Annotated in this window: 15 protein-coding genes and 1 riboswitch; all 15 genes read right to left on the bottom strand. The window is 38.0% G+C overall.

Translation table 11 applies throughout. The features are described 5' to 3' along the window. Positions 1 to 197 precede the first annotated feature (197 nt). Positions 198 to 1,817, bottom strand: coding sequence for an L-lactate permease (locus tag FDO66_RS13945; protein ID WP_141433294.1), 1,620 nt, complete (start codon positions 1,815 to 1,817; stop codon positions 198 to 200). 279 nt (positions 1,818 to 2,096) lie between these two features. Continuing rightward, positions 2,097 to 2,810 carry an ATP-binding protein gene (locus tag FDO66_RS13940; protein WP_141433270.1) on the bottom strand — a complete coding sequence of 238 codons (714 nt, stop codon included), beginning with the start codon at positions 2,808 to 2,810 and terminating at the stop codon, positions 2,097 to 2,099. Next, entirely contained in the window at positions 2,807 to 3,289 is a 483-nt protein-coding gene (locus FDO66_RS13935; protein WP_141433269.1) for an ECF transporter S component, read from the bottom strand. The genes FDO66_RS13940 and FDO66_RS13935 overlap by 4 nt, the downstream gene beginning before the upstream one ends. Then, positions 3,276 to 3,875, bottom strand: a complete 600-nt coding sequence (locus FDO66_RS13930) for a cob(I)yrinic acid a,c-diamide adenosyltransferase (RefSeq protein ID WP_141433268.1) — start codon at positions 3,873 to 3,875, stop codon at positions 3,276 to 3,278. The genes FDO66_RS13935 and FDO66_RS13930 overlap by 14 nt, the downstream gene beginning before the upstream one ends. A 75-nt stretch (positions 3,876 to 3,950) precedes the next feature. Then, positions 3,951 to 4,391: a bifunctional adenosylcobinamide kinase/adenosylcobinamide-phosphate guanylyltransferase gene (locus FDO66_RS13925; RefSeq protein WP_141433267.1), complete on the bottom strand. Its 441-nt coding sequence runs from the start codon at positions 4,389 to 4,391 to the stop codon at positions 3,951 to 3,953. Next, the gene (locus FDO66_RS13920; RefSeq protein ID WP_141433266.1) at positions 4,343 to 4,963 is read right to left on the bottom strand and encodes a histidine phosphatase family protein; all 621 of its coding nucleotides are present in this window, start codon (positions 4,961 to 4,963) and stop codon (positions 4,343 to 4,345) included. The genes FDO66_RS13925 and FDO66_RS13920 overlap by 49 nt, the downstream gene beginning before the upstream one ends. Next, positions 4,921 to 5,712 carry an adenosylcobinamide-GDP ribazoletransferase gene (cobS, locus tag FDO66_RS13915; RefSeq protein ID WP_141433265.1) on the bottom strand — a complete coding sequence of 264 codons (792 nt, stop codon included), beginning with the start codon at positions 5,710 to 5,712 and terminating at the stop codon, positions 4,921 to 4,923. Before cobS ends, FDO66_RS13920 begins: the two co-directional genes overlap by 43 nt. Then, positions 5,712 to 7,199: a cobyric acid synthase gene (locus tag FDO66_RS13910; RefSeq protein WP_141433264.1), complete on the bottom strand. Its 1,488-nt coding sequence runs from the start codon at positions 7,197 to 7,199 to the stop codon at positions 5,712 to 5,714. The genes cobS and FDO66_RS13910 overlap by 1 nt, the downstream gene beginning before the upstream one ends. Then, positions 7,196 to 7,771, bottom strand: a complete 576-nt coding sequence (locus FDO66_RS13905) for a bifunctional adenosylcobinamide kinase/adenosylcobinamide-phosphate guanylyltransferase (protein WP_141433263.1) — start codon at positions 7,769 to 7,771, stop codon at positions 7,196 to 7,198. Before FDO66_RS13905 ends, FDO66_RS13910 begins: the two co-directional genes overlap by 4 nt. Further along, complete coding sequence (cobD, locus tag FDO66_RS13900; protein ID WP_141433262.1) at positions 7,750 to 8,829, bottom strand: threonine-phosphate decarboxylase CobD; 1,080 nt, start codon at positions 8,827 to 8,829, stop codon at positions 7,750 to 7,752. Before cobD ends, FDO66_RS13905 begins: the two co-directional genes overlap by 22 nt. Beyond that, positions 8,804 to 9,772, bottom strand: a complete 969-nt coding sequence (gene cbiB, locus FDO66_RS13895; protein WP_141433261.1) for an adenosylcobinamide-phosphate synthase CbiB — start codon at positions 9,770 to 9,772, stop codon at positions 8,804 to 8,806. Before cbiB ends, cobD begins: the two co-directional genes overlap by 26 nt. Next, a complete protein-coding gene (locus FDO66_RS13890; RefSeq protein ID WP_141433260.1) occupies positions 9,766 to 11,232 on the bottom strand; it encodes an adenosylcobinamide amidohydrolase in 1,467 nt (488 codons plus the stop codon). Before FDO66_RS13890 ends, cbiB begins: the two co-directional genes overlap by 7 nt. Before the next feature lie 3 nt (positions 11,233 to 11,235). After that, a complete protein-coding gene (locus FDO66_RS13885) occupies positions 11,236 to 12,297 on the bottom strand; it encodes a FecCD family ABC transporter permease (RefSeq protein ID WP_141433259.1) in 1,062 nt (353 codons plus the stop codon). Next, positions 12,263 to 13,225, bottom strand: a complete 963-nt coding sequence (locus FDO66_RS13880; RefSeq protein WP_141433258.1) for an ABC transporter substrate-binding protein — start codon at positions 13,223 to 13,225, stop codon at positions 12,263 to 12,265. Before FDO66_RS13880 ends, FDO66_RS13885 begins: the two co-directional genes overlap by 35 nt. A gap of 191 nt (positions 13,226 to 13,416) precedes the next feature. Beyond that, a riboswitch (cobalamin riboswitch) is annotated at positions 13,417 to 13,603 on the bottom strand. A gap of 116 nt (positions 13,604 to 13,719) precedes the next feature. Next, positions 13,720 to 14,496, bottom strand: a complete 777-nt coding sequence (locus tag FDO66_RS13875) for a hypothetical protein (protein ID WP_141433257.1) — start codon at positions 14,494 to 14,496, stop codon at positions 13,720 to 13,722. Between the last annotated feature and the right edge of the window lie 129 nt (positions 14,497 to 14,625).

Raw genomic sequence — 14,625 nt, 5'->3', positions numbered from 1 at the left:
TCATATATTGTACCACAGAACATGGATCTGAAAATTGATTTTCCATAACAGAAAGGAGAATATATTCTCTCTCCTTTACCATAATTATGCATAAAAAGCCTATTTGTAGCCTGATTATATATGTTTAAATTGGAAATATTAAAAAATGAAAAGGAGAGGGCCTCTTCCAAATGAGTTCCCTCTCCTTTTACACTTGTTTATATAGATAAGACATAAGTAATGATACTTACATAAATCAACAAGAACAAACTATATTTAATGGTCATCCTAAAAAGTGAGGACTCTTCTCCTGTTTTTTGAACAGCTGCTGTCGCAATTGCAACAGATTGAGGTGAAATTAATTTCCCCATTACACCTCCACTTGTATTGGAAGCAATTAGAAGCTTCGGATCAGCTCCAATTTGATTGCCTGTTACCCCCTGCAAATGACCAAACAAGGCATTACTTGAAACGACAGAGCCTGTAAGGAATACGCCAAGCCAGCCTAAAACTGGTGAAAATAACGGGAATAAATCTCCCGTTTTAGCAAGGGCTAAACCGAGCGTAGATGATAAACCTGAAAAAGTAGCAATATTTGCAAACCCTAAAATAAAACAAACAGTAAGAATAGAAATATAGAAATCTTTAATGGTCTCCCCTAATATGTGAAGACTTCCTTTTACGTTTAAATTTTTAGAAAAAAGAACGACGATCATCACAGACACTAAAATTGCTGTACCGGTAGCCGAAATAACATCTAGCTTAAAAATGGCATCATACGGGACTTTCTCAGGAGCAATTGGAGGGATTTTCAAAACCTCCTGATGTAAAAATGGCATTTTCAACTTAAGTACAGTAAATGATAATGGTCCATTATCTGCAAATAAGCTTTTAAAAAATGGCATGCTCCAAATGACAATGACACCAGTTAAAATATAGAAAGGTGACCATGCGATCAGAATATCTTTGAATGAATATTTTTTATCATCTTGTTTGCCGTTTTTCATACTATCTAAACGAAAAATCGATTTTGGCTGCCAAAATCGTAAGAAAACAGCCAATCCTCCCATACTAGCAAGAGAAGCAATGATATTTGCTAATTCTGGACCAAGTGTAACCATTACTAATAATTGTAGACCTGAATAGATGATACTTACGAATAGCAATGCAGGAAATGTTTCTTTAATTCCTTTAAACTTGTCCAATATAAACACAAGCAAAAAAGGAATAATAAATGAAATGACTGGCAGGATAAAAGCCACTTTTTGCGTTAATTCAAGTGTTTCCATCCCTCCAACCTGTGCACCTACGATAATAGGAATTCCGATTGCGCCAAAAGCTCCAGAAGCCGCATTTGCGATTAAACATAGAGACGCTGCATATAAAGGTCTGAAGCCCAATTCAACTAATAAAGCTGCTGAAATGGCAATGGGAACACCGAAGCCTGCAGCCCCTTCTAAAAAGGCATTAAAACAAAAGCCAATGAGTAGCAGCTGCAATCTTTGATCGGAGGATATGCTCGATATACTTGATTGAATAATAGTGAATTTTCCCGTTTTAACCGATATTTTATATAACCAAACAGCCATGATAATAATAAAACCAATTGGCCAAAAACCATTTAATATTCCTAAAAACGCTGCTGATAGAACTTTTAACAACGGCATTCCAAAAAGAAAGCTGGCAATACACACAGAAATAATTAATGTAATGAGTGAAGCCACAATTCCCTTCATTTTCAATAAGGTTAGGGCTAACAAAAAGAACACGATTGGCAATGCAGCAACTAGTGCTGATAAATATATATTTCCTAGTGGATTATAGTTTTGAATCCAAATATCCATCTTTTTTACTCTCCCTTTACGATGTCGATTCTTTGCTTAGCGACGAGTTCCCTACCAGAAAACATAATAATAAAAGATTAATAACTGTAAAAATATTATTATCGTTATCAACCATAATAATGCATAATTCCTTTAAAACCTCTTCGTTTTTTAACAATTGTGTGTCAATCTTTTTCAAAGAATGCTCTTTTTAAAAAAAAATTCACCAGTGAATGTCTTTTCTCAAGACCATACTGATGAACATTACTCCTATTGAATACAACTTTGTTATACTTAAATCCATCTAATAGGATGGAATAATGATTGAGCCCTCGTCTTAATGACATTCTCCTGTTGAATAGGATAGGAAACGATAAAACAGGTCGAAGGGCCAGAAGATTTCAAAACATCTACATCCACCTGTATGAGCTGATCACTTATTTCTTCCGAAAAGAATTGATTTAACTCATATAATATCCCTTTTGAACCAACGGGAATGATTATAACTCCTTCAATTCGGGAAATTTCATAGAATAAAGATAATGGAGCGATTTCCTCCTGCTTTTCCATTACTTCTTTCCCTACTAACGGTAAACCAATGACAGCTAGCTGCTGTTCGCCCATATAAAGCTTAGGTTGATTTTTTCCGGCTGCAGCTTTTCCTAATACGGTCATTCCAAGAACCGATTGCTTTAATGAAAAATTACTTTCCGTACTCCCGGTGATATGAACATCATGCCCAAACCCTAGCTCCTCGAGCCCAGATTGTACACCATTCACAAGCTCCAGCCAAGCATCATCATCACAAAGATTATGGATAATAACCGAAAAAGGATGCCCACCTGCTGCTATACATTCCATCACAGAGGTACGAAAAGCAAAATAAGAAATAATCGAATAAGGCGCCTTTAGTTCGTCATACTCTTTCATTCCAATAGCTCCACTATTATCAACTGCGACAATAATGGATTCGTTCTCGCTAAAAGGAATAATCGAAACATCCCTCATCGTTTCTCCCATCTCACCTTAAAAACTGGATAAAGTCGAGGAATGGCCAATAAAGCAAGACCAATATTCAATAATGAACCAATTAATAAAGAAGGAACAATCATAACATAAAAGGCCTTACCCATAATAAATAGAAAAGGCAAAGGAGCAATCAAAGCATTCCCTAAAAGAAAAACAAGTCCTGCGATCATTTTTTTCCCACGTTGATAAATCCATGCAAACATTAAGATGAGTATAGCCATTTCTCCTGCGATAATTAAATGGAAAGGACCTAAAGGCATTCCACTTAAAAAAGAAGATATAAGATGGCCAAAGGCTGCGACAACAGCTCCAGCCGGACCTCCTAAAAGAGCAGCTGCAATTAAACTTGGGAAGCTATCAAGTGCTACACTCCCCACAATCGCAGGGACTTTAATAAATGCTCCAGCTGTTGATAAAGCAACAAAAATAGCTAGCAAGGTCCACTTATTTTTTTTCATTTGCATTCTCTCCCTTTCTTTTTCCTCCGCGAAAGACATTTGCACTGCGAATATATTCAACGTCTTTAATTTCTAATCGATAATTGATCACTCTGGCTAAAGCGAAGAAATAGTCTGAGAGACGGTTTAGAAATTTAAGCGGTGTTTCTGGTACATTTGAGTTATTCTTCATAAGAGAAACTACGAGCCTCTCTGCTCTTCTAGTTACCGTACGTGCAATATGAATGCTAGCTGCCGCTTCTGCTCCTCCAGGTAAAATAAATCGTTCTAATGCAGGAGCCTCATCAATAAAAAGATCAATTTTCTTTTCTAAATAATCAATCGCCTCTTCCGATAGTTTAAAGGGACGATTTTTTGAAACATTAGCTAAATCTCCCCCGCAATCAAACAATTCATGCTGTATTTTCTCAAGATCCTCTAAAATATCTTGAAAGATTTCTTTGTCTAGCTGAGTCATCGCTTGACCAACAAAACAATTCACTTCATCTACAGTTCCGTAGGCCTCTACACGGATATCATCTTTATCGACCCTTCCTCCAATAATGCTTGTTTGACCTTTGTCGCCTGTACGAGTGTATATTCTCATATGCTTGTCTCCTTTTATATTTATTGTTCAGGTTAGTTTCTTTCCACTATGGCGTCAGCTAAAACATTCACATTCTTACTTCAATCTTTGATTAAGACCATACCAAACGACATCGACACGATCAGCTTGTTTGACTGCATCTTGAAACACCCATCCTGTAACGTCTCTCCACAATCGATCCTCCATAGCCATCGGAACAATTCCCTTTGTAATATCGGTCCCAATCAAAATGAATTTGCGATTCGGATGCTGTTTTTCCCAGCTGATCCATCTCCTAATCTCGTCCTTAAAGAAAACTCTAGTCTGATCTGGTGACCGTTCATCAAGCTCCGTTTTCACCCACTGCTCTAAGCCTTCGATAATTATTACTTCATTATTGGTCTGATTCACATCACTTAAAGTGATCGGTTCCTTATAAGCTGAAAATATAGGAAAAGAATTTGAATACCTTGACTGATAGTAATTCTTTACCCATTCTTTCTTACCGTTAAAAGCACCTCCTGTAACAAAGTGCACGCTTGCCCCCTCCTAAATGCATCTTTACTTTCCCATGCTAGTTTATAGCCATTTCCATGTGTAACAGGCCAATCCCAAAATCCTTTTTTTTCATTACTAATGGAGGATAATAGGTACCTGATCACTCCCCCATGGGTCACAATAGCGATATTAGTAAAATGGTTCATCCTTACTTTCTCTATGATTTTATGCCAGCCGTGATCGACACGATTCGTAAATTCCTGAAAAGACTCACCATCAGGCGGCTTAACTTCAAAAGGATTTTGCAGCCATTCCTTATATTCCCTATTTCCTTTTAATTGTTCATAGGTTTTGCCTTCCCATCTGCCAAAATTCATTTCTCGCAATTCAAAAATAGATTCATTCGGAAGATCAGGGAACAATCGATTTGCCGTTTCTAAACAGCGCTTTAAATCACTAGTTATGACAAAATCGTAAATATCATTTGTTGATCGTAATTGTGTCTTTCCTAATATACTTAACGGAGAGTCCATCCAGCCTATATAAGCCCGGCGCTCATTCTCTTCTGTCAACCCATGACGAAATAATGTAATAGCCATACCGTCATCCATAATAATAACTCCGTCCCTTCAACAGCAGCTCCAATCACATCACCTGTAATGCCTCCAAACCACTTAACTGCTTTTCGGGCTATGATCAAATAAAGAATCATTGCGGCAAGTATGAGTATTGACGCTCCAATTAATGCATTAACACTCATCCAAGCTGATAAAATAAGAATAAAAACACCATATAAAGGGTAAATTTTAAAAACGTTTTTATTTGCTGATTTTTTAAAATAAGCCCCTAGTCCGTCACTTTTCGCCCCTTGCACTCTTACAAGTAAAATCCCCATGATGCTTTTACTTAGAATCGGGATCATCATCATGAAAAAATACGACTGCTTTTCTACCTGAATGCCAATTTCATAAACAAAGAAAAATTTTGATGCTAATAACACAATAACAGAAAGGACGCCAAATGCCCCAGTTCTAGGGTCCTTCATGATTTCTAACCGCTTTTCTTTATCCTGGTAAGCAAAAAAAGCATCACTCGTATCAATCCATCCATCAAGATGAATGCCTCCTGTTAAAATAATCATTGTCAGCCAAACTGAAAAAACAGCTGTAAGCAAAGAAAAAGGCGTCCAATGGATGAAAACATAGAAAACAAATGAGTAAATGATTCCTTGAATGAATCCCAAAACAGGGAATGTTTTAATCGCTCCATTTACGTTGTTTTTGTCCATTGAAATCGAGATTGGAATAGGGATCGATGTAAAAAATTGAAAATTAATAATTAAGCCTTTGATCCATATCATTACTTTTTCCACTCAAATACAATCTTTTTTACTTTCTCCCAATCCAAGCTTTTTGCCACCTCTTCAGCAAGCTGATCATATCGATCTCCTTTATAAGACATGCTTTCTTTTTGAGGCAGCCCCTTTGCTTTTCTTCGTTCATTTAACCAACTGCATCGCCATTCATCATTATGAAATAAATGATGCAGATAGGTTCCAATCACTCGCCCGTTTTCACTATAAAAACCATCCTGTTTATCATGATCTAAGACAAGAAAAGGAGCTTTGTTTGATGTATAGATCGTTTCTCCTAGATGAATTTCATAGCCACTCATCGGCAAATCTAAGCCAGTTTGTGGATGACAGATTCCATATGCCCGCACAGTTTTTTTATCCTTTTGAAAAATCGTCTTAGCAGGAATCAAGCCTAGTCCATTTTCTTCGGCGGAGGAAATCCCTGTATCTGTACCATCTGGATCGATTAGTCTTTCTCCGAGCATTTGATAGCCTCCACATATGCCAACGATCGATCCTCCATTTTGCACATAGTCTATAATTTTTTCATCTATTCCTTTCTCTTTTAGAACCTGTAAATCTCGTATCGTGCTTTTTGTCCCTGGAATGATAACTCCATCCGGAGATCCAAATTCCTCAGCATGCTTAACAAAACGAATGGAGACATCTTCTTCACGATAGAATGGTTCAATATCACTGTAATTTGAAATAAATGGGAGATCGATAATAGCAATATCTAAGCCGGCTGCCTTCCTCATGTTTTTATGCTTGTCTAATGATAAAGAGTCTTCTCCATCGATTCCATGATGTTCTATATATGGCAGTACAGCAAGGACAGGGATACCCGTTTTTTCCTCGATCCATTTCACTCCATCTTCGAATAATTGAAAATCACCGCGAAATTTATTTACAATAATCCCCTTAACTCTATCTCTCTCTTCTTTTGTAAAAAGCTCAAGCGTTCCAACGATACTAGCAAATACCCCTCCTCGGTCAATATCAGCCACTAAAATAACAGGAATATCAGCTATTTCTGCAACCTTCATATTAACAAGCTCTCGATCCTTTAAATTAATCTCAACAGGACTCCCTGCCCCTTCCATAACAACGACCTCGTAATCCTCTGCTAGCTTCTCTAGTGAAGTCTGAATGACTTCAACCCCTTTTTCATAAAACGATTCGCGGTATCCTTTACCTGACAACGTTTGGATCGCTTTCCCAAGGAGAACAACTTCAGATTGTGAATCTGAACGGGGCTTTAATAAAATCGGGTTCATCAAAACGGTTGCTTCTGTTTTTGCCGCCTCTGCTTGAATCCCTTGTGCTCGTCCGATTTCTTTTCCATCGATTGTCACATATGAATTGTTAGACATATTTTGTGATTTAAAGGGCGCTACTCTTATACCTTCATTGACAAATAAACGGCAAAAAGCAGTTGCAATCAGGCTTTTCCCAACATCTGAGGACGTTCCTTGTATCATTACCCCTTTCATAAAGACTCCCCTTTCATTAATAATGGAATTCCAGCTTCAACGAGATAAACACGTTTGGCTATTTTCACGATTTGTATATGCAGCTGGGCAAGTAGCTTAGCATATAAAAGAACCAGTTTTTGATCCATTGGCTCAAAAAGAAGCTCATTGCTCACTATAATGAGTTCCTTGCAATTTTTTGCTAAGGCGATTACCCCGTTCATAATATGATCCTTCACTTTTTCTTGATAGGACTCATTCTCCCAATCTCCCGCGCCATTAAATAGTTCATTGCTTAATAGAGTCGTTAAGCAATCAAGCAACAAAACGTCCTTTTTTTGAAAAAAGGAGGCAAGTCTGCCAATCTCTTTTGGCTGCTCCCATGTTTGCCATGAATAGCGCCCTGCTTGTCTTTCCTCTTGGTGACGCAAAATTCGACCGGCCATTTCTTGATCGGTTACTCTTCCGGTAGCCACATAATGGAGCGATCCGGACATGCTTTCAGCTAATTGAATAGCTGTTCTTTCTGCAAATGAGCTCTTGCCGCTTCTTACTCCACCTGTAATAAACGTCAACGATACTGCTTGCGCCATTCTTTTAACGCCTCCATTAATCGGTCGTTTTCACTTGAACGTTTGATAGCAAAACGCAAATAGCGTCCATCGATGCCTGGAAAATTATATGTATGCCGTGGAATCAAGCCCCTTTGTAATAGATAAGTAAAAAGAAGCTTTTGTTCGTCTATGAGAGGATCCCTTAGTAAATAAAAATTCACTTCAGAAGCTGAAATCTCAAAGTGATTCTCATCGTAAAAGCTTCGTAGTCTTTCCCTCTCTGCTTTTATGTATGCTTTTGTTTCATCAATAAACCATTTATCATCCAGACACAATGATCCTGCATAAAGGGCGATACCGTTTACACTCCAATGAGTCTTCCATTCAGCCATTTTTTTGATGATTGTTTCAGAAGCTATCGCATACCCTAATCGAAGGGCAGGAATAGAAAACATTTTTGTCATTGACCTAAGGATGATTAAATTTGTATATTTCTTCAAAAAACAGGTAATAGTCTTATAACGCTCAACAAAATCGTAAAATGCCTCATCTATTATGAGAAGACAGTTAGCTTCCTGACACGCTTCTAAAAGCTCTATTATTTCATTGTGAGAATAATAGATTCCTGTAGGATTGCTCGGATTACAAAGAAACATAGCATCCATTCCATTTAGGTTCTGCTTAAGAAGATCAAGCTGCAAGCTCCATTGTTGTTCCTCAAGCTGATGATAGGAGATAATGCAATCATTTGCTTGGCAAGCTTTTTCATATTCAGAAAACGCTGGCTGAACAATTAGCACCTTTTTCCCCGCTAGCAGCCTTGCAACTAAGGAGATGAGTTCTGCTCCCCCATTCCCTATTAATATATTGTTTTCCTCTATCTTTTCTTGTTCGGCAATTTTTCTTTTTAAATGCAGTCCATACGGATCAGGATAGCTCTCCAAACACGAAAGGAAGGAATCCCAATGCTCCTTTATTGCCTTAGGAGGACCAAGGGGATTAATATTCGCACTAAAATCAATCCACTGCTCCGGAACTTCGATACCTGCAGCTTCATACAAGTATTGCGGATTAGCACCATGTGACGGCCAAGACATAGATGATCCCTCCTATCAATAGCGTCATGAGAAACGAAAGTGAGGCTGATTTTAATAGATTAATAGCTTTTAAGATATGGGTGTGATCAAGTGAAACAATCGGGTCTCCCATTTTTGCCCGATTAGAGATTTTTCCTTTGTAATAATTTACTCCTCCTAATTGAACCCCCAAAAGAGCTGCAACTGCAGCCTCACCCCACCCGCTGTTTGGGCTTGGATGCTGTACTGCATCGCGAAACAATACCTTCCAAGCAGCATTAGAGGAAAAATGCACTGGTTTTCTAGTCAATAATAAAAGAAAGGCTGTTAATCGGCTTGGAATCCAATTGACGACATCATCAAGTTTTGCAGATGCCCAGCCAAAGTCCTTATAAATATCATTCTTATACCCTACCATGGAGTCACAAGTATTAATCGCTCGATAAACCATCGCTAAAGGAGCCCCGCCAATGAAAGCCCAGAATAAAGGCGCCGTTACTCCATCACTTGTATTTTCTGCTACCGTTTCAACGGTTGCTCGGACAACTTCTGATTCGTTTAACTGCTCCGTATCTCTTCCAACAATATAAGAGAGCTTCAGACGCGCTTCCTGAAGATTGCCCGCCTTTAATGGAATATACACATCCATTGCAGCCTCCATTAAGCTTTTTTGTGCAATGGTTGTTGAAATGATAATGCTCTCCACTAGAACGCCTGCCAGCGGATGAAGCTGATAGAAGCTCCAAGTTATGAAAAAGGTGCTAGAAAAAACGATCAATAATACGGTCATCAGCATTCCAAGCCCTTTTTCTTTTTTCCTTGTGCCTTTATTCCAGTTCTTATCTAATATGGATATTAGAGATCCAATCCATTTAACTGGATGAGGCCAGTGTGGAGGATCTCCAATGATACGATCGATGATAAAGGCCAAAATCATTGCTATTAAATGATAAAAAATTAACATAGAAATCTTCTCCTACTCATTTGCAGTGCTTCTTTCGTGCATTCATAGACTCCTTTTCCTATAAGTTTGCCTAAAGGAGTAATCGTGCCTGCAAAGTCCAGCTTCTTTCCTTGTTGAGTGGCTGCTACTAATATACTGTCTGTAGAGGTCCCTGTCGCAACGGTATTCGTTACCTTGTCTATAATATTTAAGTCTTGAAGTACTTTTGCTTTTGACTCCGTTGCCGTCATAATGCTTTGGATAAAAGCTTCCTCCGACAGCTCTCCATTGATAAAAAGCCACGTATTAATCGTACTAGAACGCATAGAAAAGACATGCTCTTCTCCTTTTGAAGCATCTACTGCATTGCCTGCACCTGCTGTGACAACGACAAACAAAGAGAAGCTATCCCCCTTGTATAAGCGATACGAAACATCCTCAAGTACTACAGCCGTCATCATTCCAACCGTTTCACTCGGCTCAAAACCATTATTTTTTAAGAATGAAGCCATTTCATTTTTAAAATCATCGCACTGGTAATCTTTTCGAACATGGCGGTTGACGAAATATTGGTACCATCCTGTTCCTGCTCCTAGGACGCCTGAAGACATTGTTCGAAGCTGAGAAGGAGCTTTTAGGGAAATCCATTCGTCCTGAATAACTAAACATGATTCATCGATCACCACAACTTCCTTCATTGATCCCGTATCAGGCTGAATGACCATTTGTGGAGCAGCTACCATTGGATGTGGAAGCTTTTTCACTTCTGTACGGTAAACATTTTTTATCCTTTCCTCTTTTAGTACTTCATTCGGACAGTCATCAATATTTATTTCTCCATTTTCAAGCAAAAGCAAACGGTCGCAATATAACCCTGCCAAATTCAAATCATGAAAAATAGAAATGACCGTTAACTTTTTCTGAATGGTCCATTGTTTCAGTAAATCTAGAAGTTCTTTTTGAAAGGAAAGATCTAAATGATTGGTTGGTTCATCTAAAAGCAGGATTTCTGGCTCTTGAGCGAGCGCTTGAGCTAAAAAAACGCGTTGGCGCTCTCCTCCAGATAGTTCTTGAACCAATTTTCTTTCCAAGCTTTTTATATTTGTTTGTTCCAATACCTGTTGAACAATGGCTTCATCCTCTTGGCCCCAAGCTCGAAACCACCCTTTTTGATGGGCATATCGACCAAGAGCAACCGTTTCCTTTACTGTATAGGAAAAGGCTTGCGAAGAAAGCTGTGGAAGGACAGCCATAATCTTTGCTAATTCTTTTGGAGTATAGTGATGAAGCAGACGATTTTTTAATACAATTGAACCGCGTTGATTAGGTAAAATTCCGCTTAGAAGCTTTAATAATGTTGTTTTTCCACTGCCATTCGGACCTAAAATACCAAATAACTCTCCCTTTTGAACATAGAAGGATACATCCTTAATAATCGCATTCTCTGTGTATCCTCCTGAAACATTTTGCAGCTTAAGCATCCTTTACCCTCTTCCTTCTCTTCTTCTATTCATCAATATCAACGCAAAAACCGGCGCCCCAATTAAGGCGGTAATAACACCAATAGGCAGCTCTCTTGGAGAAAGAACGGTTCGCGCAGCCAAATCAGCTAATATTAAAAAGCCACTTCCAGTTAAAATCGATAAAGGTAATAAATGCTTATGATCAGATCCCCATAATAAGCGCGTTAAATGCGGGATCACTAGACCAACAAAGCCAATCGTTCCTGAAACAGCTACTGCTGCTCCAGTCAAAATAGACCCTGCTGTTAAAATAAGCATCTTCCTTTTTTGAACATTCACACCTAGATGATGCGCCTTTTCTTCGCCAAAGGTAAGAGCATTTAGTTCATTAGCATTGATAATAAGGATGATGGAGCCAATGATGAAAAAAGGAAAAATGATTTGAATATAAGCCCAGCCTCTCATCGAAACTCCTCCAAGAAGCCAGCCAATGATTTGTCTAAGCTCTTCGCCAGTTAAGGCAATCATTAAAGAGATAAAAGCACCCAGAAAGGAACTAAAAATAATGCCTGTAAGAATGATTGTCTCAACTCGCATCGATCGTTCTACTTTTTGTGCAAATAATAAGACGAACAAAATCGTAATCCATGAAGCAGCAATGCTTAGTAAGGGTAAAGTATAAAGACCCAAAAAAGGGATGCTTAAGTGAAAGAATATTGTCAAAACAGCTCCTACAGAAGCACCAGATGAAACCCCTAACGTATAGGGGTCAGCTAAAGGATTTCTTAATAACCCCTGAAAAGCTGCTCCCGCAATGGCAAGAGAAGCCCCTACTATACCTGCAAGAATAACACGTGGAATACGAATATTCATGACAATGGCTGATAAGCCCTGATCTACTTGATCCTTCGGAATCACATGAAACACTTCAACCAAAATAATTTGAATAAAGTCCTTCATTGGGACAGAAACAGTTCCTACTGAAATAGCAAGGAAAATGGAGACAATGAGAAAAAAAGCGGCTATCACATAAGCCGCTCCTTTCTTCTTATTTAAACACGTCTGGATAAACTGCTTTTGCAAGCTCCTCTACCCCTTCAACGATTCTTGGACCTGAACGAGTCACTTTGTCAGAATCGACATCTACTACTTGTTTATTTTTAATCGCACTAACATTCTGCCAGCCTTCTCGGTTTAATACTTGATCGACTGCATCTTTTACATAATATCCATATGTTGTAACGATCACATCCGGATTTTGTTTAATGACTTCTTCTGGATCAACCTTAACCCAACCATCTTCAGTAATAATGTTTTCGGCATTTATAACTGACAACATTTCATCCATAAATGTATTTTTCCCTGTAGAGTAAACGTCTGGAGCACCAGATATTTCAACATATACCTTTTTCTTATCTGCGGCTTGAATGTCTGCTGCTTTTTTCTTAATGTCAGCGATCTTGTTTTTCATCTCGTCAACAAGGGTGTCTGCTTTTGCTTTTTCACCAGTAGCTTTCCCAATCATTTCGATAGAATCATACACTTGATCAAAATTTTGAGCATCATTTACAACAAGTACCGTAATGCCAGCATCTTTAAGCTGCTGCAAGCCCTCTTTAGAGTTATGAGCACTAGAAGCATGAGCCAATACTAGGTTCGGCTTTAAGGAAATAATTTTTTCAACATTAAAATCCATTCCGCCTACTTTTTCCTTTTTGGCTACTTCTTCAGGATAATTATCAAATTCAGAAACGCCAACTATTTCATCCCCAAGTCCTAATTCAAAGGCAATCTCTGTATTACTCGGAATTAAAGAGACAATTTTTTCGGGCTTCTTATCGATAACAACCTCATTATCGCCAGCATCTTTTATCTTTACCGGAAATGCTGCTTGTTCCGTTTGCTCTGTCTTTTTCTCGTTTGAGCTGTTTTGGTTATTCGTTTGGCCACATGCTGTTAGTACCCCTAACACAAGCATTACAGCCATTAACAATGAATATAATCTTTTCACTGTGCAATTCCTCCTATAAATCATAATTAAGGTTCTCGCGCAAAAAACATAAAGTTAGGGCAGAACTTAACTGTCTTTTTTTCCTAACTAAAATAAAAAGCATCCCCACATAGTAGAGATGCTTGAAAGGCTAGTTGAAAAAAACAACCATGACACTCGTCTTCATAAGCACATCCCTATCCTCGTAGGTTTTTTGTGTGATGAATGAGGCAGGTCTCCTGGCTTTTGATCATCGCTTTCTGCGTCTTCCCATACATATCTTGTATAGTGACAAATCGTGCAGATTGCTCCCAATTACAGTGACGGGATCGCGTTGGATTTTCACCAACTTCCCTTTTAAGCTTTCAAAAGAAAGCACCTGAATTCATTATGTATGAAATTTCACGCTAAAGTGATTATACACTATGATGCTGAGGAAATGACAAACTTTTTTATTTTATATTGAACCTGAAACTTCCGTTAGTTTGTTTAAGATTTTGGGAAACTATACTTTTTTAATATATATTTACTTTCCATTCTCTTGTCTTTTTATCAAATATAAGTTTAGCATCACTTTGTTGATTGGAAACCTTCTCGTACTCATCATACATGTTGTCCATATCAGAAAAATCTCCTAAAACCCAAATTGGAATCTCCATTCGATTTCGATTTTGCCAAATTTTTTGAAGAGAAATAACGATCCCTTCCTTCATCATTTCAATTAAAGGAACAATTACCTCAATTGGTACTGATGGATACTGTTTCTTTTTTTTAATTCCTAACAATGATTTTTCCAGCTTTAAATGACTTTTTTTATACGCAATGACATCCCCAAGCATTTTATGAAAATCATTTAAGCTGCGATAATAGGTTTTGTTATACCAACCATCATCATGAGCCAAATAGACAAATTGGTTGTTTAGATAGTTGTAAAACGGCGGTTTCAGGTGATCCATAAGATGCCCTAGGTAAAGAAGCTCTGCAATTGCTTGTCCAGGAAGTTCATTTAACCCATCCAACTCTTCAAAATCTATCCAACAAAAGTTTCCATATGCATATACATCATCTTCTGCCAAACTTTTTAGTTTTTTCTTTGAAGCAAACTCAAGAAGGGTATGTACATTAAAATCACCATCGTCAAATGAATGCTCTAATAAGAGTAATTGATTTAATGAGTCAGATAAAGAATAATAAAATTCCGAAAATTCAATACCATAAGACAGGACATAGTGCTCTGCTTCATTTAAATGAACATATATGACTTCATGGATGTCTTGGTTCTTTCTTTTCATAATTGAAACCCCCGAATTAAAAATAACAAAGGTGAAATAAGAAATGCGTAAGGCGCCCGCCTATCGGCGAAAAGCATAAGGTGTATCACGCAGAAAATCCTGATTGACTTGCGTATTGTGGTTTATGAT

The organism is Bacillus sp. 03113 (assembly GCF_006546985.1).
In the GTDB taxonomy this organism is placed as follows: domain Bacteria; phylum Bacillota; class Bacilli; order Bacillales; family Cytobacillaceae; genus VATK01.
Note: the sequence above shows the minus strand (reverse complement) of the source record. Positions and strands in the feature narration are given on the sequence as shown.